At 39.8% G+C, this 21,007-nt stretch carries 14 protein-coding genes; 13 read left to right on the top strand and 1 reads right to left on the bottom strand.

Going from position 1 to position 21,007, the window contains the following annotated elements:
* Positions 1–5 precede the first annotated feature (5 nt).
* Both sbcD and IEZ33_RS11885 read left to right on the top strand, forming a co-directional pair.
* On the top strand, positions 6–1,451 hold the full coding sequence (sbcD, locus tag IEZ33_RS11890; RefSeq protein WP_191600272.1) for an exonuclease subunit SbcD: 1,446 nt from the start codon (positions 6–8) through the stop codon (positions 1,449–1,451).
* Positions 1,448–5,203: an SbcC/MukB-like Walker B domain-containing protein gene (locus IEZ33_RS11885; RefSeq protein ID WP_191600271.1), complete on the top strand. Its 3,756-nt coding sequence runs from the start codon at positions 1,448–1,450 to the stop codon at positions 5,201–5,203. Before sbcD ends, IEZ33_RS11885 begins: the two co-directional genes overlap by 4 nt.
* A gap of 166 nt (positions 5,204–5,369) precedes the next feature.
* On the opposite strand, the gene IEZ33_RS11880 is transcribed toward IEZ33_RS11885, so the two are convergent.
* Positions 5,370–6,728, bottom strand: a complete 1,359-nt coding sequence (locus tag IEZ33_RS11880) for a hypothetical protein (RefSeq protein WP_191600270.1) — start codon at positions 6,726–6,728, stop codon at positions 5,370–5,372.
* Positions 6,729–7,456: 728 nt separating this feature from the next.
* On the opposite strand from IEZ33_RS11880, the gene IEZ33_RS11875 reads away from it, so the two are divergent.
* From IEZ33_RS11875 to IEZ33_RS11825, 11 genes are all read left to right on the top strand, one after another.
* Positions 7,457–8,218: an EAL domain-containing protein gene (locus IEZ33_RS11875; protein WP_191600269.1), complete on the top strand. Its 762-nt coding sequence runs from the start codon at positions 7,457–7,459 to the stop codon at positions 8,216–8,218.
* A 395-nt stretch (positions 8,219–8,613) separates the two neighbouring features.
* Positions 8,614–9,039, top strand: a complete 426-nt coding sequence (locus tag IEZ33_RS11870; RefSeq protein WP_191600268.1) for a secondary thiamine-phosphate synthase enzyme YjbQ — start codon at positions 8,614–8,616, stop codon at positions 9,037–9,039.
* A gap of 96 nt (positions 9,040–9,135) precedes the next feature.
* Positions 9,136–10,371: a sensor domain-containing phosphodiesterase gene (locus tag IEZ33_RS11865; RefSeq protein ID WP_191600267.1), complete on the top strand. Its 1,236-nt coding sequence runs from the start codon at positions 9,136–9,138 to the stop codon at positions 10,369–10,371.
* A 3-nt stretch (positions 10,372–10,374) separates the two neighbouring features.
* A complete protein-coding gene (locus IEZ33_RS11860) occupies positions 10,375–10,752 on the top strand; it encodes a PH domain-containing protein (protein WP_191600266.1) in 378 nt (125 codons plus the stop codon).
* Between the two features lie 215 nt (positions 10,753–10,967).
* Positions 10,968–12,212: a paraquat-inducible protein A gene (locus IEZ33_RS11855; protein ID WP_240009517.1), complete on the top strand. Its 1,245-nt coding sequence runs from the start codon at positions 10,968–10,970 to the stop codon at positions 12,210–12,212.
* Entirely contained in the window at positions 12,212–13,855 is a 1,644-nt protein-coding gene (pqiB, locus tag IEZ33_RS11850) for an intermembrane transport protein PqiB (protein ID WP_191600264.1), read from the top strand. Before IEZ33_RS11855 ends, pqiB begins: the two co-directional genes overlap by 1 nt.
* A gap of 18 nt (positions 13,856–13,873) precedes the next feature.
* Entirely contained in the window at positions 13,874–14,476 is a 603-nt protein-coding gene (locus IEZ33_RS11845) for a PqiC family protein (protein ID WP_240009516.1), read from the top strand.
* A gap of 451 nt (positions 14,477–14,927) precedes the next feature.
* Positions 14,928–16,979 carry a CTQ-dependent glycine oxidase GoxA gene (gene goxA / locus IEZ33_RS11840; protein WP_191600263.1) on the top strand — a complete coding sequence of 684 codons (2,052 nt, stop codon included), beginning with the start codon at positions 14,928–14,930 and terminating at the stop codon, positions 16,977–16,979.
* The gene (goxB, locus tag IEZ33_RS11835) at positions 16,976–18,136 is read left to right on the top strand and encodes a glycine oxidase maturase GoxB (protein WP_191600262.1); all 1,161 of its coding nucleotides are present in this window, start codon (positions 16,976–16,978) and stop codon (positions 18,134–18,136) included. The genes goxA and goxB overlap by 4 nt, the downstream gene beginning before the upstream one ends.
* 193 nt (positions 18,137–18,329) lie before the next feature.
* Positions 18,330–18,629, top strand: coding sequence for a DUF1330 domain-containing protein (locus tag IEZ33_RS11830; RefSeq protein ID WP_191600261.1), 300 nt, complete (start codon positions 18,330–18,332; stop codon positions 18,627–18,629).
* 331 nt (positions 18,630–18,960) lie between these two features.
* A complete protein-coding gene (locus IEZ33_RS11825; RefSeq protein WP_191600260.1) occupies positions 18,961–20,946 on the top strand; it encodes a putative bifunctional diguanylate cyclase/phosphodiesterase in 1,986 nt (661 codons plus the stop codon).
* Positions 20,947–21,007: the final 61 nt, after the last annotated feature.

The following is a 21,007-nucleotide window of genomic DNA, read 5'->3' as shown; positions in this document are numbered from 1 at the left end:
ACAGAATGAAAATTTTACACACCTCAGATTGGCATCTCGGTCAGCATTTTATGGGGCGTACACGTCAAGCGGAACATAAAGCACTGATTGAGTGGTTGTTGCTTCAAGTTCAAGAGCACCATATTGAATTGATTATCTTGGCTGGAGACGTATTTGATACCGGTGCACCACCAAGTTATGCCCGAGAGTTGTTTAATGAGTTGGTTATCTCATTAAATCAATTGTCCTGTCAGTTAATTGTTGTCGCGGGTAATCATGACTCTGTCAGTATGCTCAATGAATCAAAAAATCTGTTGGCGTGTTTAGAGGCTAATGTCATTGCCAAAGCGCTTCCAGAAACGATTTCTGAGCACATTATTCCTGTAAAAAATAGTCATGGTCAGTTGGAAGCCGTTGTGTGTGCGGTCCCTTTTATCCGCCCTAAGGACTTGGTTACCAGTAAGGCGGATCAATCTGAAACAGATAAAAAACGGGATTTATTAAATCAAATTCAAGCCTTTTATTTTGAAATATACGAAGCGGCATTAAAAACAGAAGAGCAGGTTAGCCAAGGTAATGACAGGCGAGAGGGGGATGTGGAACAGGATAAAGATAAACTCGATGATCATGTTATGGAAGTACAGGGAAATTTGTTCGATTTAGATATTCCTATTATTGGAACGGGCCATTTAACGACCTTGGGTGCCAAAACATCTGAATCGGTACGTGATATTTATATTGGCACATTAGAAGCGGTTCCAGCGCAAGCATTTCCGCCATTTGATTATTTAGCACTAGGCCATATTCACCGAGCTCAAGAAGTGGCGGGGAATGATTGTCAGCGCTATTCAGGTTCGCCTATTTGTCTGAGTTTCGATGAGCTGAATAGAGAAAAAAGTATGGTTCTGTTAGATACTCAAACTATGCTACATCTTGGCAAGTTTAAGCCAAAATTACTTCCAATTCCCACTTTTCAAACCATGAAAACCATTCGAGGTGAAGTAAGTGACGTGTTACAAGAGTTAAAAGGGTTAGTGGCCAGTCTGGAAAACTCTGATGACAATAAGACGGTATGGTTGGAAGTTAAAGTCATTACCGATGCGTATTTAAGTGATGTGCAAAAACACATTCAGGATATTATTCAACACTCTGCAATTGACTTATTAAGAGTGACCCGTCAAGTCAAAACACAAGTGATCGATCACAATAATGATGCGAAAGAGACCTTATCAGAGCTCAGTGTAGAAGAGGTGTTTGATCGCTGTTTGGCCGCATCGACCTTGGGTAAAATGGAACAATCTCAAGATGAAAAGAATGATTCGAATGAAATTCTAGAATTAAAAAAAATGTTTAAGACATGCGTGTCTTCCTTACAAGAGCGAGACATGGCGGGTAATGAAGGGTTAGGGTCTGTGAAGCATAGGGTGCCCTCTGAAACAGAGGCGGATGTAAAAAGGAAGCCGGAGCCATGAAGATTTGTTCTATAAGACTAAAAAACATCAACTCTTTAAAAGGTGAATGGAAGCTGGATTTCAGTAAATCCCCTTTTACTGATGCTGGAATATTTGCCATCAGTGGTCCGACGGGTGCCGGTAAAACCACCATACTTGATGCTATTTGCTTAGCACTTTTCCATGAAACGCCACGTATCAAAGTATCTCCAACCTCAAATGAAGTGATGACACGTCATACGGCTTCTTGTCTTGCTGAAGTTGAATTTGAAGTTCGGTCAAAGCGCTATCGTGCATTTTGGGGACAACGCAGAGCCAGAGGTCAAAGTGATGGCAAGTTGCAGCCCATTAGTGTTGAATTAAGTGAGCTTAATGGGATTCTAAAGGATGACTCAGCTAAGATACTGACCAATAAAATTCAAGATAAACTGACCATTACCACTGAATTAACTGGATTAGATTTCTCCCGTTTTACTAAATCTATGTTACTTGCTCAAGGCAGTTTTGATGCGTTCTTACATGCCAAGTCAAATGAGCGTGCTGACTTACTGGAAGAGCTAACAGGCACAGAAATTTACGGAGAGATCTCTCGTTTTATCTTTGAAACCCATAAAGAAAAGCATCAAGAACTAAAAACGCTCAAAGTATCGCTTGATTCTATGCCAATCCTAAGTCAGGAAGAACGACGTCAATTACAGGACCAACAAGCCGAACTTATTAAGACTAAAGAGATTTATGATCAAGAGCTAAAAGGCGTTAACACTAAACTAGATTGGTTGCGTCAATCGCAACAACTCAATCAGCAGAAGCAAAGGTTCCAAGAGCAAAAAAATAAAAACCAACTTGAATGGAAACATTTTGCACCTGATTTAGACAGGCTTAATAAAGGTAAACAAGCTAATGAAATAGAACCCGCTTACTTATCCTTAGATCAATGTGGTAAGACCTTAGCTGAAAACAAAAAAATCGCGTCTGATTTAGAGGCTTATCGGGTTGATTTGATCACTCAAAAGACAGCTTTAGAGCAAGCTCTAGAAAGTGCAAAATCAGAAAAAAAATTGGCCTTTGCGGCCTATGAATCTTTTGAAAAAGAGTTAGAAGAGACGATTCAGCCTTTATTGAATAAACAATTGTCTGTAGAGCAAGAATGGCGGCGCATCCTTAATGAAGAAACAGAAATTGAACAAGACTATCAAGGCGTGCATCAAGAGCACGAGGCGATTATAAGGGATTTACAACGACATCAGGAAGCAAAGAAAACGAATCAAGCCTTGTTACTCAGTGTGGAATCGCCTGACACGGTGACTCAGTCACTGGCTGGTTGGATCCATCAAGCTCAGCAGTTGGATGAGGTTACTTCTCAACAGCAGGGTTTATTAAAACGAAAATCTGAACTCGAAAAAGTCAGTGAACATGAACGTAGTGCATTAGATGCCATACTTAAAGAGCAAAAGCTCACCAAGCAGGAAAAAGATCAACTGGTAGCAAAAGCATCACTGGTGAAAGAAAGCGTTAATAACTTAACAAATGGAATGACGCCAAATCAGTGGCAACAAACATTAATGTCTTTACAAGAAACGCATAATGCCCTGAATGTTCTTAGTCGTTTGCAAAAACAGTATTTTGACATCAAGCCGTTAAATGACGAGTCAATAAGCAAAGCACATGAATTTGCAGAACGAGAGCAACAACAAAATCACTATATTGCTGAAAAGCGTCAGTCTTATAAGCAGATTAAAGCGCATGTCAAAGATTTGCAGCAGTTATTGGATGCTCAAAGAAAAATCGCCGATTTAGAATTACTGCGCCATGAGCTGGTCGATCACGAACCCTGTCCGTTATGTGGCGCATTAGACCATCCTTTTGCGGAAGGGTTAACGATACCCCTAGTTAATGAGACCGCGGAGGCTCTTGCAGAAAAGCAAAACCAATTAACCATGCTGGAAAGAGAAGGCAAGGCCGCGGCTGAAAAGCTAATTGAAATAGCGACCCATTTAAAACATCTTCAAGAACAGCAAGCTTCCTTTACGACACAAATTCACGCATTGGAAGGTGAGTTTCGACATGGTTTGAATGACATAGTTGAACAAGGGTTGACTGAGGATCACGTTGCTTCACTTACATTAAGCCGTCATGTTGAATTACAGCAAGTGGTGCAATTGGTCTCTCAGCGACTGCAGGAACAACGGGAGTCTTTAGGTGTAATTGAACAGCAGCAAGCACTTTTGCACGAGTATACTGACCAACTGCAAATTATTGAAAAAACCATTGCAGAAAAGGATAAGAAACAACAGCTGCATGAACAATCAATAGTATGGCACCAACAAACGCTTGATCAACTTCAACCTCAATTGACTCAGATGAATGAGCTCATTGAGAGCTTAGAAGTGGAATTATTAGGCATTACTCAGCAGCATCACCTCACCGTTTACAACAATCAATATGCCGTCGCTTTGACAGAATTAAAGTCTCGTTTAGACGCCTGGCAGCAAGCCATGCATGAACAACGCCAACATGATGAGAAGATTGCGAGTTTAGAAAAGGATAGAATTTACAAGGGAGAAGCGTTAAAGGAGTTTGCCCTCAAAAAAGCCAAATTACAGGAAATCAAACGATCAACGGATAACGAATTAAACGCCTTGAAAGTTGCTTTAGTTGATTTATTGCAAGGACAAACAGCGGCAGAGAAAAAGCAAAAATTAAAACAAGCGACTTTGGACTTTGAAAAGCCGTTAGAAAAAGCGACCGATTTACAGAGTCAATGGCAACAACACAATATCCGTAATACGACACAAATAAGCCATAATAATAAAACGCTGAATCTGCTAGAAGCAGACTATGTGAAGTTGCAAGATGCTTGGGACCAAGCTTTGCTAGCAAGTTGTTTTGAAAGTTTGGAAGAATGGCAAAATAGTCGAATTGCACTAGAAGAACTCAATGCATTATTAGAAAAAGAAAACCAGCTTTTACAAGAGGGTCGAGACGCCGAAGTACGCTTAGAGCAGGTTCAAGAACAATGGTCGAACCACCATGCAAATACCGTAGAAAGCGGTACTGACTTGAAAGAGATAGAGGGTGAACTGGCTGAGTTACTTGAAGCGTCCCATCAGTTAGATACGAAGCGAAGCGCATTGCTACAGAGGCTAGGTGAGCTGTCTCAAGCATGTAAAGTTGATAGTCAAAACCAAGAAAGTAGCGCGGTTAAACACACTGAAATTCAAAAGAAGGAAACAGAGTTAATTCGTTACACCCAGTTAAACCAACTCATTGGCTCAGCTGATGGTGCAAAGTTCAGACGCTTTGCGCAAAGTCTGACGTTAGATCATCTTGTGTATTTAGCGAATATACGACTTAATGCGTTACATAAACGCTATTGTTTGCAGAGGAATGTCGCTGGGTCAGACAATCTCGCTTTAGAGGTCATGGATACATGGCAGGCCGATACAGTAAGAGCTACGGAAACCCTTTCTGGAGGGGAATCTTTCCTAGTGAGCTTGGCTCTTGCTCTCGCCTTGTCGGATTTAGTCTCCCACAAAACAAGTATCGATACGTTATTTCTTGATGAAGGTTTTGGCACATTAGATAGCGAAACCTTAGAGATGGCGTTGGACGCTTTAGATAACTTACATGCGACAGGTAAGATGATTGGCATCATCAGTCATGTTGAAGCGCTTAAAGATCGTATTCCTGTTCAAGTGAAAGTAACTAAAATGACAGGATTGGGTGTGAGTAGATTGGAAAAAGTATATAAAATTGACTCAATTGAAGCGTAAACCTTGTCCACTAGCGAGAGTATATTGGTCACTAGCGAGAGTATAAATAGAGCATTGGGTGTGCGATTCACCCAATGCCATTTAGACACACATCATCAGATGCACTCATCTGTCACCGATTAAAAAGCTGTTAACCATCAGGTTAAGTCTGAGTTAATACGAATTATCAAACCTCCGATGTGGCATTTTCGCCAACTATATAGTCAAAATCTTCACTCCCAATGCCTATCATATCGCTTTTGCCCTTTTGCGCTAACATGGCTTTTAGTTTCTTCTTATTTTGTTTCAACATACCGGGGTAGTTTTGCAGCTCCGGTATGTACATTCGATGTTCAGAAGCTAATTTACGAGCTTGTTCTCTTAATGGTTTTATGTGTTTTTTGACGGCATGTTCAACTTTATCCATCATGCCTGGCGTGTTGAAATTGTTACTGCTAAGCATGACATTGACTATAACACTGGTGGGCACACAACAAATAAAATACGCTCCCATTAATGGATTCGCTTCAAATAATTTTATTGTAATGATGGGCTTCGACAGTAATTCATTTGCGGCATTTCTTTCTTGAATATCCCTGAGAACTATTCGTAATAACATTAATAGTTTAATTAGACCAGATGCAAGACCTATTGCGGCGTTGGTGGCCGTGCCGCCATCCGCTAAAGTTGAAGCAAGTTTGGAGCCAAAGTCAGCTAGCCCTTTTGCAAATTTTTCAGTCTTTTGCTCTGCTTCTCGCTTCAACATTCGTGTAATCGCTTCAAATGCCGCCGCCGGTTCCGCTGTACTTAGGGTTCTTTGAGCATGCATTTGAGCGCGATCTAGCTTGTAAACCGCTTGTGCCGCTTTGCAGCCTGCTACAACAGCCGACCCTCCTGAAAAAATTACTCCGACAAACGGCATACAGGACGCGGCCAGTTCAGTTAAAAAATTAGGCATTATGTTGCTTATCGCCGCCATTACGTCGGCCAGAAACTCTTTTGGAATGATTTCGTTCAGCAGGTCTTTGCTTAGCTTCGCCGCTTTTGCACTGTTACCTGAGTTAGAGGATGATGAGCTAGAGGAAGATAATGTGTGCCCATCACGGCCAATGCCAACCGTTGTCTTTACGAAAGAGACTTTGTTGGTGTTTATTCCTAAGGTTTTACTATTTCCAGCGATTTTTGTGAGCAACCCCGGCCTGAAAATTAATTTTTTACCTTGAAATAAGTCTGTAATAATGGCTCTAGACTCGTTTTGAATATGAGATAAAGCAAACATGTCCGCCTTATTCCCTAAGCCGGTTAATTGTCTGTATAGGTTATCTACGGCGTTTTCTTTATTTCTAATGCTTTGCTTCCAATTATTGCCTTTAGATTGTTGCCATGATATCAATGCTTTTAGTATAGCCCCTTTATTTTTCTCAGTTGGTGCTTGGTCGAACTCTTTAAGAGCCGCATCAATTGCTTTTAACGCCTTGCTTCTGGACTGAGTGAAGCCTCCTTTTGTTCTTTTCATCCATTCACTGTGGGACATGATATTTGACATTGTTTACCCCTTTTATAAATGTATAAACTAGATTAATTGAGCGTTTCTCTAGCCGGAAAAAGGTAAAATAAATACTGAGAAAAGCATAATGAAAACCTTATAGATATCTCGATATTTTATCTTTTATAAGTAGTGTGACTTAATCATACCTATAAATAATGCATCCCATCTATCTATTTATTTACTCTATGAAAATTAATTTGATGTTGAACGAGTCATACAGGAGATACCCTTAAGTTTTATATTTATTAAGTGAGTGTAGAATTAAAATAGGCTCTTAATTGAATAAGGCCGTATTTTTATTTTTTTATAGCTAGATGGTTTATCTAACCCATCATAAATTACCTGTCATTGTTTTAGAAAGGTTCGAATAAATCCTCCTGCCTCAGCAGGTGAATAAAAGCCGGCTATTCGAGGTGAGTATTGAATGTGAATAGTTGGGCTATTTTCGAGATGCTTTAAATATTTCAGTAACGGATCAAATTTGACATGCGTGCTCTATAGCTCGCTACGAATTAAATTTTAATGGGCAAGGTCTAACGAATAACAAATGATGACAAGTAGCCAATAATATTTATGATTACGCTCCTGAACGATCGTTCTAAGTCAGCGTTAGCGTTCAGGTTTTGCTTAATCGCACAATCACGTGCTTGATTGCTTGCTCAGTTGAAGGGGGGTTGCTAGTCTTAAATTACAAGATGTAATCACTTCATATATCGGGGGTTATAATGGAAGAAAGACCACAGGGTGCGGTAAAGGTGTTATGTAATCATTGCAGTGAAGACAGGTTGGATTTCGAGTTTACGATGGCCTTTCAGCCTATAGTTAACTCTAGCACGAGGCAAATTTTTGGGTATGAAGCGCTGGTTCGTGGGCTTAATAATGAATCGGCTTACTCAATAATCTCACAAGTTAACGATGAAAATCGCTATTTATTTGATCAGAAGTGCCGTATAAAAGCGATAGAGTTAGCCGCTAAATTGGGTGTGGATTCTATGCTAAGTATTAATTTTCTACCCAATGCCGTTTATAAACCAGAACGGTGCATTCGAACTACTTTAGAGGCCGCTAAGTTGTATGGCTTCCCTCTAGATAGAATCTTATTTGAGTTTACTGAAGTTGAAAAGATGGAAGACACATCTCATGTAAAAAGAATTGTGGAGTATTATAAGTCTTTTGGCTTTATGACAGCCCTAGATGATTTTGGTTCTGGCTATTCTGGCCTTTGTTTATTAGCCGATTTTCAAACCAATATTGTTAAAATTGATATGTCTTTAATTAGAAATATACATTTAGACAAGGTTCGCCAGTCAATTGTTGGTAATACTATTTCTATTTTTCATGACCTTAATATCACCGCTCTAGCGGAAGGCATTGAAACCTATGAGGAGTTTGTTTGGTTACAAGAAGCTGGAATTGAATTAATGCAGGGGTATTATTTTGCAAAACCAGGTTTTGAAGCGCTTCCGGAAGTCTATTTTCCTAATTAATATTGGGTGTTTAAAGCCCTCTGTGCTCATCGTCTTATCTTCCTTAGCGATACCATGTTTTTCATTTTTTTCATTTTTTTCATTTTTTTGTGAGAAACGAATTTGATTGGGAATCAAATGAGCCTGCAAAAAATGTGAATTTTTTCTTCACAGAGTGATATCGACCTTGGGTATTTCAAGAATGACGATTAGGATGAGTGAAATTAGCCTTCAAGCGAGTGATTTTTCGAGATTTCTATGATGCTACTTAAGTTGCTATACCCAAAAAATTCGGTGAAAATCTGAGTTTGAAAAGGCGGGCTCTAACTATTCTTACGTCCAAGAGGACGAAAGCATGATTGACTTTCGGTATTTTTGATAAATTTTAAACAGAGCTCTAATGGTGTCGTTAATTTATGTGGGTACAACGCGAAATACAAATATCTGAGAAACGCAGAGGTTTTCATTTAATTACGGATGAAGTATTGAAACAGATACCTGAAATAGGCTTAATCAGGATTGGTTTAGTGCACCTTTTTATAAAGCATACCTCAGCGTCCTTAACCATTAATGAAAATGCTGACCCGAGTGTTAGAGGTGATATGGAACGGCACTTTAGTCATTATGTCCCTGAGAATGCGCCTTACTACCAACATATATATGAAGGTGCTGATGATATGCCAGCACACATCAAATCTAGTGTTTTAGGCGTGAGTCAATCGATTCCTATTCTGAATGGTCAGTTAAATATTGGAATTTGGCAGGGGATCTATCTTTGTGAGCACCGTAATGATGGGGGCAAAAGAAATGTCGTGATTACCCTTAATGGTGAGTCATTTTGATAAGGTATTCTTAATGGTAGTATTGTTTACCCCATTTTCTTCTGCTGTTGTTTTACAGTTTTTTGGGTTAGCCTATCGTCAATAAATGGAGATAGTATGAATCGGTTGCAAAACACTATAATTGAAAATGTTGATTCAGGCAGCGTTGAAGCAAAGTTAAAAGAAATATTACATATTATTCGTAAGCAGTTAGATATGGATGTGGCTTTTATTTCACAATTTATAGATGACCGGCGTGTTTTTAAGATTCTTGACAAAAAGAGTGAAGCCTCATCTCCTTTATGCGCTGGAGATTCGGATCATGTAGATGAGAGCTATTGTCAAAAAATTGTGGATGGTGAATTACCTCATATCATCCCAGACACTTCTCTGAACACAATTACTCATAATTTGATGGTAACGCAAAAACTGATGATTGGTTCTTACATTGGTGCACCGATTATTTTACAGGGCGGTCAAGTTTATGGGACATTATGCTGCTATAAAAATCAAGCGGATAAAACATTAACGTTAAGAGACCTGTCTTTCTTAACGGCTATTTCAGAAATAGCCAGTACCTTAATTGAAAAAAATATTACGGAAGAAGTTTTTCTTAGAGACGTCTCATCACGAATCCAAAAAGTACTAAAATCAGAAGACGTTGAGATTCACTATCAACCGATTATTAATTTAGCCACAAATGAAGTGGCCGGCTTTGAGTCTCTTTCTCGTTTTTTTACATTACCCTATCGACCACCTAATCTCTGGTTCCAAGATGCCAAGTTAGTTGGTTTGGGTGAAGCGCTGGAAAAGCTGGCCATTCAAAAAGCCGTAAAAAGTATAGGGCATATTAAGAGTGGAGCCTATTTATCCATTAATATTTCTCCTGAATACGTTTTAAATGGGGCTATTCTCAAGATTTTAGATAAGGTTAGTATTGAACATATTGTTTTAGAAGTGACGGAACATGATCCAATTGAGAGCTATGAAGACTTTAATAGGATACTCGCGCCATTGCGTAAAGCCGGTTTACGTCTTGCTATAGACGATGCTGGGGCTGGGTACGCCAGCTTTCAGCATATTTTAGAGCTTGAGCCTGATATTATTAAGCTAGACATAAGCCTGATACGTAATATTCATACTAATAGAAAGCGCTTTTTATTAGCAAAAGCTTTGTGTGCTTTTTCGAAATCAATAAATTGTACTCTTCTTGCTGAAGGCGTTGAATATATTGAAGAACTTGATGTTCTAAAAGATCTTAAAGTGGATATGGCTCAAGGGTACTTGTTTAGCCAGCCCATCCCGCTCAACGAAGCGGTCTCTTATCAAAATACCATTTATCATAAGGAATAAATCATGATCGACTTTGATAGTTCAGCCGTATTTAAGTTAAAACCTATTGAAATGGATAAAGTAAGGGAGGACTTTCATCAATTCTTAATTGATGATGAGACTATTTTTGCGGCATTTAAAACAATTCGAGATCAATTAGTTTTTACGAATAAACGAATTATTGCCGCGAACGTTCAGGGGCTTACTGGTTCGAAGGTAGACTATACTTCTATACCTTATAGTAAAATACAAGCTTTCTCGGTTGAAACATCTGGAACACTCGATTTAGATTGTGAAATTGAACTTTACATAAGCGAACTGGGAAAAGTAAAGTTCGAAGTGAAAGGATCATTTGATCTACTAGGGTTCAACCGCCTTATTAGTCATTATGTATTGGCGTAGTCTCTATGAAAAACACTGCTCATGATAAGTATTTGATGTTTTGATAAACAATAAAGGGTTGATCTTTACTTAAGCTCTTTATCTATCTCATGTTTTTACTTCATTTGCTAAAATTTTTTTATGAGCACTTACCGATAACTTGATTATGGGTAATATTTCCCTGCTACTAAGAGGGTAACGTCCGAATTCAATGTTGGAGTTGTATGGAGTCATTGGTGTTTCAGGAAAATATTACCGCCTGCGAGGAGTGCGATTTAGTACACCAGGTTCCACAATTGCAGTCTGGTGAACGTTTTATTTGCTCACGATGTGGTCATACTTTATTGAATTTTCGTGAGCATGTAGAAAAGCGAATCCTTGGAACCGGCATTTCGTCTTTGTTAATGTGTTTTTTTGCATTAGTTTTCCCTTTTCTTGGTTTTTCAAGTAACGGTGCGGAACGCAGCGTTACCTTATTTAATATAGTCAGTATGCTGATTTCACAAGATTACTTGGTGTTAAGTATCATAATTAGCTTGACTTTATTCGTTTTTCCAATTGTTTATTTAGTCTCAATCTTGACACTAGTCTGGTCATTTCATAATCGACATATTAGTTTGCAGACGAAGCGCTATTTAGTTCGCGCTGTTGTGGTTATCCAACCTTGGTTAATGGTCGATGTCTTTTTGGTTGGTATTCTAGTCGCGTTAGTAAAAATGAACAGTATGGCCGACATTCAACTTGGGTTATCTTTTTGGGCTTTTTGCGCTTATGTTCTGCTTTTATTGAAAACCGTCATGTTGGTGGATAGAAGGTGGCTTTGGAATAAGGTGGCTGGTCTGGCTCCACAACACACTATCAGTAAAACGCCTCGGCAAGCCAAAAGGCAAGGGTTGATAGGTTGTCACTTTTGTGGAGCGACCTTGACCGTCGAGGCTAAGCATTGTAGCCGTTGCGGTCATTCAGTGTACAGTCGTCGTCCACAAAGCTTAATCACAACCATTGCATTTTTAATTGCCGCTGTCATTATGTTTGTTCCAGCCAATGTTTTTCCTATTATGTTCACCACATTTCTCGGAGTAAACGAGCCATCTTCAATTATGGAAGGTGTTTTGTTACTTTGGTCCTTGGGTTCTTATCCTGTGGCGCTCGTTATCTTTTTTGCGAGTGTAGTGATACCGTTAGCAAAAATATTATCGTTAAGTTGGCTCTGTCTACAGTCTTATTACCCAACAGAGAAAGAGCCTTTACAAAAGCTCAAACTGTATCGAATTACGGAAATCGTTGGACGCTGGTCTATGATTGATATTTTTGTTGTGGCGGTGTTAACTGGACTGGTTCAAATGGGTAATTTAATTGCTATTTTTCCTGGACCGGCTGTTCTGTCATTTGCGGCTGTTGTGATTTTTACTATGTTAGCCGCGATGTCGTTTGACCCTCGATTATTATGGGACGCGTCGTCCTTGGAGGATAAAGAATAATGGAAGAAAACCATAATATAGTGAGTCTTCGTAGAGTGCATTTTAACTCTATATGGTTGGTACCATTAATCGCGATTATTGTTGCAGGGTGGATGCTTTACCAAAACTGGGCCAGTCAAGGACCTGTTATCACACTCGTTGCAGCGAATGCCGAAGGGTTAGAAGCCGGACAGACTAAATTAAAAGCCCGTAACGTTGATTTAGGCAAGGTCATTGATATTAGATTAAGCGGTGATTACGATAAAGCAATAATCAAGGTCCGTATGAATCAGGGAACTCAAACAATGTTGAAGCAGGATGCGCAGTTTTGGGTGGTAAAACCGCGAATTGGCAAGGAAGGCGTAAGTGGTTTAAGTACCTTGTTATCGGGGGCTTACATAGACATGTCACCAGGAGAAAAAGGTAAAGAAAGTGATGAATTTGTTTTGCTAAGCCAACCACCTTTATCAACCAAAACAGAAGGTATTCGTATTTTGTTACACAGTGACAATGCCTCTAAATTGGATGTGGGAACCTTAGTGCATTTTCGAGGTTATGAAGTGGGTTATGTCGAGGAGGTTGGTTTTGATACGTCAACGGGCTCAATTACTTATCGAATTGTTGTTAAACCTCCTTATGACGCTCTAGTAAGTGACACTGTGCAATTCTGGATAACGCCAGGTCTTTCATTTAAAAGTTCTGTTCAAGGCTTTGAAGTCAGGCTAGATTCATTAGAAACCTTTATGTCGGGCGGTATATCTTTTGGTTTGGGAGAAGATCATGTTTCTGGTAAAGCGGTTAAAGACTTAACTTCCTTCCGGTTATTCTCCTCAAAAGAAGAGGCGAATAATAATCTTTATAATCAAACAATCGAGTATTTGTTTCTGTTTGATTCGAATGTCAGTGGACTTGCCGTTGGTGCTGATGTTGAATTTCGCGGAGTACGTATTGGTACGGTAATGGCCGTGCCTTTTACGGGTGTTTCGATAGATGCCGTTGCTTCATTAGACCGACCTGTTATACCTGTACTCGCTCGAATAGAGCCCCAGCGTCTGCATGATGGGTCTGTTTCTGGCGAGGAGTCACTGGCAAAATGGACTGAACTTTTAGATACGCGAATTAATCAAGGGCTACGAGCAAAGTTAGAAATAGGCAATTACTTAAATGCGGCAAGAGTGATTAGTCTTGATTTTATGGACAATGCTCAACCCCCGAAAATGAAGACATTTGCTGGTTATGATGTGTTTCCTACAGCACCTGATGCGTTAGCTGATATTGGTGGCAAGGTATCAAATTTGTTGGATAATTTTGCCGCCGTGCCCCTTAAAGAAACCTTTGAACAGTTAGGTCAGACCATGGAAGAGGCAAATGAGACGTTGCGACAATTGCAAACGCTTAGCAAAAGCGTTGAAAGTCTGGTCGAAAAATCCGCCACGCAACAACTTCCTGATGATCTTTCAAAGGTCATGCAACAGTTAAATTTAACCCTTGAAACGTATCAAGCGAATGGCCAAATTGGGCGTCCTTTACGAGAAAATATGGTCTCTTTAGGTCGGTCATTGAATGAGTTACAGCCATTGTTACGTCAGCTAAGAGAGAAACCGAATACTTTGATTTTTGACAGCAAACCTCGTGCAGAAGTTCAGCCGAAGGCGGCCAAATAATATGAGAAGGTTATAAAGATGGTAATGCAATGTCGTACGGTGCTCTTCTTATTATTAGTCAGTACTTTTTTATCCGGCTGTGCAAAACAGGTTGATGAACTGGGCTATGAATATCTTTTAATAGACACAACATCAAGTCAACGGGATCGAAAAGATACGAAGCCTGTCCCTGTGCAATTGATGCCAATTGATGTCGCTAACTATTTGACTGGTAATGAGATCGTATTAGTGTCTAAAACGGGTGAAGTGCATCGGTCACAAGTTAACTTGTGGGCCGAGCCTCTTTCTCCCCAATTGACGCGCTTGACTCAGCAAAGAATGGAAAAGAATCTCCCGCAAATTACTTGGTTTGTGAAACAACGGTTACCTAGTTACGCTATTGCTCAGCTGAGTATTGAAGTGGACCGTTTTTTTGCAGATCTTAATGGTCTAGTGCATATTACAGGTCGATGGCAGTTAGTTTCACCTGAAGGAACCTTAATTGCATCGCAAGCATTTGATGTTGAAGACGCATTGAAAAAAGATGGTTATGCGGCGTTGACTCAAACTTTGGCGACGAATTGGTTAGATAAAGTGGTCGAGACAATCATTCAGGAAATGGCTAACGTCTATAAAAAATGAAGTTGATGGTTTCATCGAATGAGTCGTTGCGTTTTTGCAAAAGTTATTAATATTCTCCGAGACCATTTTAGAACCTGTTTCAATCCCTAAATTAAATCTTCATGATTAATGCACTTGCCTTGGAAAAAAATTGATCAATTTTGCTTTCTTATGCAATAAATCCAGAGTGGGTTAATGGATTCGTTTGCTTGCTCTGCGTTAGGTTAGCCTATTGCTTTTTTCAATAAGTTTGTAAAGTCTTTCTCGTCAGAGTATTGCGTGATACTAACTCTACCTTTATGGTCTCGATTCCCGCTATTTGCCTAATACCCTTGATGCACAAGCGAGGTAATTGACGCGTTCTTGTTCCGTAACCGTGTGTAATGGTTTTTGACCGAAATTACACTAGTCTGTTAATCACGGTCTTTTTAAAGCAATACTTAACTATATATTATTGTGCAAGGAGTGATAGATGAACCATGATGATCATAATACCAAAGGGGTAAAGCGTAGAGACTTTTTAGCCATGGCTGGAAGCGTTGCTATATTAGGCAGCTTTCCATTGATGCCAAAGTCAGCTATTGCGGCAACCGGAAAGCAGGTGGCTCCGGATGGAGCAAAAATACATCGCCTTGGTATCTATCCGGCTATTGGTATATGTCGAGTCGGCGGGAGTCAGCAGTATTTTTTAGCGCCGGAAGTGCCAGGTCTTCCTCCTCAGCCTGATGGCGGTTTCAAAGACGGTACTCAAGCGATCAAAAAACAAGCGCAACGATTTCGTGTTTATGCTTTTGATGATCAAGATCGTGTCATTGGAGAAATAAAAGATGAGAAAGGTTCGATAGAATGGCGGGTGCATTTGGCTAATACTAAGGCGGCATGGTACGGCTTTAACAACCCGTTGGATAATGGTGAATTAGCGCCTGGAATTCCTGGTATGAAGCGTAATCAATATTTTGTATCTGACAAAGAAAGAGAAAAAATGTTGGTCATTGATGGTAAACAAAAGACAATTTCGGGTACCAACAAAAACAGTAATTTAAAGGATAAACACTATGAATTCATTGGTCAGTTCTGGGGGGAGCAAGACGTTGCTTTAGGTAAAATAAAAACAGATGAAGTTGGCCGCTTAATTGTTATTCCGCCTGATGGCGTATCTAAAAGTCCAACTAATGCTCCTATTACAAGTTTTGCTGATAACGATGGTTGGCATGATGACTGGGGTGATGGTCCAGTGCAAGCAAAAGTAACCTTCCCAGATGGAACGGTCATGGAAGCCGATACGGCATGGGTGGCTTGCATTGGACCAAATTTTGCCCCGGAAATTCCTCCTGTGACAACCTTGTATGATGCAATTACGAATATGAATGTTAAACAGGGGTGGACAGATAAAATAGAAACTCCCATCTCTTTCAGGAAATACATTTATCCAATATTTCGTCGTTTAGGGTTAATGGAGTGGGTAAGTTCGGCGGCAAACTTGAGGCAAGGCTGGTTGGGGGTAGGCGATTTTTCTGACCCAGATTACATCGCCAAACTAGCGGACCCCAGTATAGATAATGTTGCGTTTAGACGAGATGTATTTTCTAAATTTCGTAATCCACATAATACCAGTGATACGGCGTATTTAGATGAACGATTAAAGATGCCGATGATGTTAGGTGATGGTATTAATTTTGATGGTAGTCCTTTGCAGTGGTTTCAATTTACGGATCAACAATATCGCTTTTTAAGCTATTGGTCTGAAGGGTTGTTTGTGAATGATTTTGAAGATGTGAAAGCCGATAATATAACTCGCCTCGATGATTTAGATTTGGCTCTACAGCCAGATGCTCTCACCGAAGCGGCTCTTGAACCTTGTTCTGGAGGGGCTTTTCATCCAGGAGTAGAACTCACTTACTATTTAAGAGTTCCGCAAATGTACGCACGGAACTATCGTGACCATGTAGAACCGTTTCGTTTAGCGCATAAAGAAAGAACTCAGTTGGGACAAAATGTTGGACGTTTATTGACCCTAGAAAAAGCCATTAATGGAGATCCACGTTTGAACACGTCACCTCCATTAGGACATCAATGGGCAGGTGATTTGACTCGTTGGATGGGATTACCCTGGCAGTGTGATGCATTTAGTTGCCAGCAAGTACTTATGCAAGAGGATTTCCCCACGGCCGTTTGGTGGCCAGCGTTGCTACCAGTGGATGTGTTGCCTGAGAAGAATTATCAGCAATTAATGAATGATAGTTTGAGTGATGAAGAGAGAGTTAAATTTTTTGAAAATCGCGCAGACTGGAAGCGAGGTGTTGCGGGTATTGGTTATCATGCAAATGCCAGCTATTGGGATGGCATCACAAATATGATTGCCTTGTGGGAGCGTATGGGATTTATCGTTAGACGTGACGGGCCGTCACATGCAGGTAAGGGCGCATTATCCGCCATTCCTAAAGAGATGTTTGTCGAAGTAGATAGAGGTAATGTCGAATCAAGGTTTGACTGGAAGCCTAAGATGGGAGACCTGCCGAATTGAGCGAACTATGTTATGACGTGGCCGTAGTCGGTGATGGTATTGCGGGTTCGGCTGCTGTCATTGCTCTTGCTCAAGCGGGTATCTCTGTTGTTTGGATGTGTCCTGACGCTAACAAAAACGGCTCATCTTCTAAGGGTAATTCATCCAGTAGACATAAAGTGGGTGAGTCTCTGGCTCCGGCCGCCAACACCATTTTACACAGTCTTGGGTTATCTTATTTATTAGACTACGACTGTCATCGGTCAGCAAATGCAACTTTTTCTTCATGGGGACAAGATGCTTTAGTGGAGCGTAATGCGGCTGTACACCTGGAAGGAGCAGGACACATAATAGACCGAGTTAAGTTTGAAGGTGATTTACATGATATGGCTAAGCAAGCAAGCGATTTTTTCTTGATCGATAGCTTAAGCTCAATGCAAGAAGAAGAGGCTATTTGGATACTAACAACTCAAGGTGGCTGCAAAGTAAATGCGAGGTTTATTATCGATGCGACTGGCCGTTCGCAAGCGGTTGGTAAAATGCTTGCTCGTAGTAACAAAACGCATAACCATACAGACGACCATTTAGTTGCGGCTTACAGTTTTCTTCAACAGAAAAATAATAATGATGTAGACCCAACACCCGCAACGCTTATCGAGAGTGTTGAGAATGGCTGGTGGTATGCTTCTTTGCTGTCTTCAGGGTTACTGTCACTTAATTTCTACTCCGACCCAGATCTTCTTCCTAGAGGGTTAACCGCTAACCTTGATTTATGGTTGGCTTTAATCTCACAAACAAAGCACGTTTCATATTGGATTGAGGACGCTGGCTTTGACGTGGTTAAACCGCCGGAGATCACCAGTGCAGCAACTCGTTGGTTGACTCCTGTTGCGGGTATAAATCATTTAGCCGGTTGGGCTGCCATTGGCGATGCCGCTGTAGCATTTGATCCTTTATCAGCCCATGGTATGACAACCGCTCTTTGGTCCGCCGTTCAAATGCCTGACGTAGTGACGGAGTATTTTGCGGAGCCAGTAATGAAAGGTGCCGAGAGATTGAATCAATACAGTAATGCTGTAGAAGAGGGGAGAACGCAATATTTGAATCAACGCCGAGTGATTTATGGGCAAGAAAAACGTTTTCAAGCAGGTGACTTTTGGATAAGGCGTAATATTTAACTTTAATAAAGTCATAGAATTAAACGGATTCTGAGTGGAGATTTTCTATTCTTGTCTTACACTAAGTATATTAATCTATATATGTTACCTTATCAGGCTATTAATAAAGACCTTTGGTGGGCTAGTTGTAACGTATTTAGGATGAATATGGATCTATTCAGTGAAAACGTTATTGAAAGTTGAGGCATGAGCGATGAAAGTGCTAGCAATTGTAGAAATCAATATAACTGACCCTAGTTGGATTGAGGTATATTCTAAAAATGTGACGCCATTATTATTAAGTTATGGTGGTAAATACGTAACTCGATCAGAAAATATCGAAATTATTGAGGGGTCAAAGAAGCCCCAATTTTCGGTCGTGATTGAATTTCCTTCAAGAGACGTTGCTATGGCGTTTTTTAATTCCGCAGAATATGAGCCTTATAAAAAGTTACGTCATTCAGGCTCAGAATCAAATTACCTTCTGGTAAATATAGAAAACTCGGTGAGTTAGCTGTAAAAAGCGTGTTGGTTTTTTCTTTTATTCAGGTGATTGCAGTCTCTTGGCCGGAAGACTCATAGAGGAATACAGACGTAAAAGACGTCATGCCTAGTCACTTTTTTATTGTGGACCTAAATGGTTGAGTTAACTTTATAACACGAAACGACAAAACATTGATTACAATGCTTGTGTTGTCTGATATTTCAGAGCCTACGTTTATTCGTTTTCATCTTATTAATCGAATCGGCTACACTAAACTGAAAGTCAAAGAAAAAAAGACGAAATAATGCCGAAAACGTTGTAAGCATGGAGGTGTTCTGATCATTATTTTTAGAGGTATAGCGTGACATCGTACAACACTGGCTTCATTGAATCTCAAGTGGTAAAAAAAATTAGCTCGCCTGTTTGGGTGTTCGATATTGAGTTTTCTCAGATTGTTTGGGCCAATGATGCGGCATTAGTAGTCTGGAGTGCGGATAATATAGAGGAGCTAAAAAACCGAAATTTTGAAAAAGATATGTCTTCAATGGTGAAAAAAAGACTGTCTCAATACCAAGAAGATTTTATCAATAAGGATAACTCGTTTTCTGAAGAATGGACGCTTTATCCCAAAGGAAACCCTGTCCAACTGCATATCCGTTTTAGTGGCATACTACTTAATGATGGCCGAACGGCCATGCTCTGCGAAGGACATTTAAGAGACAGTGTGTTGCCCGAAGTAACCCGCGGAGCCGATGCATTGCTGCATACTCGATTAATGATCTCTTTGCATGATTATAAGGGCAGAACACTGTATTTAAACCCTTCTGCAAGAAGTGCTTTTTTCTCCAATGATAAAAATTTAAGGGAACGTTTTGTCAACGAAGAGGATTATTTACAACTATTGCAAATAATACGTGAAAAGAATGATGCTAACCTGGTGGCTGAAGTGGGTACATCAACAGGGATAAGTTGGCATGATATTGAAGCTAGGCGCTGTTTTGATCCTGTCACAGGTAAACCTTCCATTTTAGTCAGTGCTACAGATGTTAAAGGGTTAAAAGAAGCTGAGTTTTTAGCAAATACCATGGCTGTCCGAGACTATTTGACGAAACTACCGAATCGCCATGCTTTGCCAGATATATTTAGGGTAGTGACTGGCTCATCCAATCACAAGTCAGAAGAGATTGCTTTTATGTTCATTGATCTAGATGAATTTAAAACCATCAACGATACAATGGGCCACAATGAAGGCGATAAGGTACTGGTGAAGGTAGCTGAAAGACTATCTGCTTTATGTGGTAGTAAAGATTATGTTGTTCGCTTAGGGGGAGACGAATTTTTATTTATTGCGTCATACGATAAAACCATTACTTTTGAGAGACGTGCGTCAGATATTATTGAAGCTCTTTCTTATCCTATAGAAACGGATAATAGTCACTCTATCATTACGCCAAGTGTCGGTGTGGCGGTTTATCCTAGGCATTCTAATGATTTGAAAACCTTGATGCAGTACGCTGACCTAGCCATGTATGAAGCTAAATCAGCCGGTAAAAATCAATTTTTTGTTTTTAAGCATGAGGTGAGAAATCGGTTTGAATATAGGCACGAACTTACCTCAGAGGTGGAATCGGCCATACTATCTAACCAACTGGTTTTGCATTATCAGCCAAGATATAGCACTAAAACACAAAAAATCATTGCATTAGAGGCGCTTGTTCGATGGCAGCATCCAAAACATGGACTACTTTATCCTGATTCATTTATCTCATTATGTGAACAAGCTGGCCACATTAATAAACTGGGTATATGGGTTTTAAAAGAGGCGATTAAGCAAATAGAAATTTGGAAAAAACGTCACATTGATATTCTTATATCAATTAATGTTTCAATTTATCAACTTAGCTCGTCTCACTTTATTAATGCTTTGCAAGAATCGATAGAGGAAAGCGCGTCCTTAAAGGAATTCTTAGAAATAGAGCTTACTGAAACGGCTTTGATAAAAAGTGATGAGAAGATTCTACGCAACATAAAAAAAATAAGAAGTTTGGGAGTGAAGATTTCCGTTGATGATTTTGGAATAGGGTACTCTAATTTAGCACGACTAAAAAAACTTGCTCCAGATTGCATTAAAATCGATAAAAGTTTAATTTCTGATTTACCTAGAAATGATAGGCTAGCGAAAATTGTGGTTGAAATTTGTAAAATAATGGGGGCTAATATCATAGCTGAAGGGATAGAGACAAGTGAAGCGGCTTCTTGGGTAAGTGATAATGGTTGTGATGAAATGCAGGGTTTTTTATTTCATCCTGCATTGCCTCAAGAAGACATGACTTATTTGTTGAGTTAGACTTTCTGGTGTTTATTATTAGTGATTTTGCCTTTGAAAGTTAAATCTTGCACCTTATTAC

Source organism: Marinomonas algicola (assembly GCF_014805825.1).
In the GTDB taxonomy this organism is placed as follows: domain Bacteria; phylum Pseudomonadota; class Gammaproteobacteria; order Pseudomonadales; family Marinomonadaceae; genus Marinomonas; species Marinomonas algicola.
This window is presented reverse-complemented; position numbering and strand designations above follow the sequence as displayed.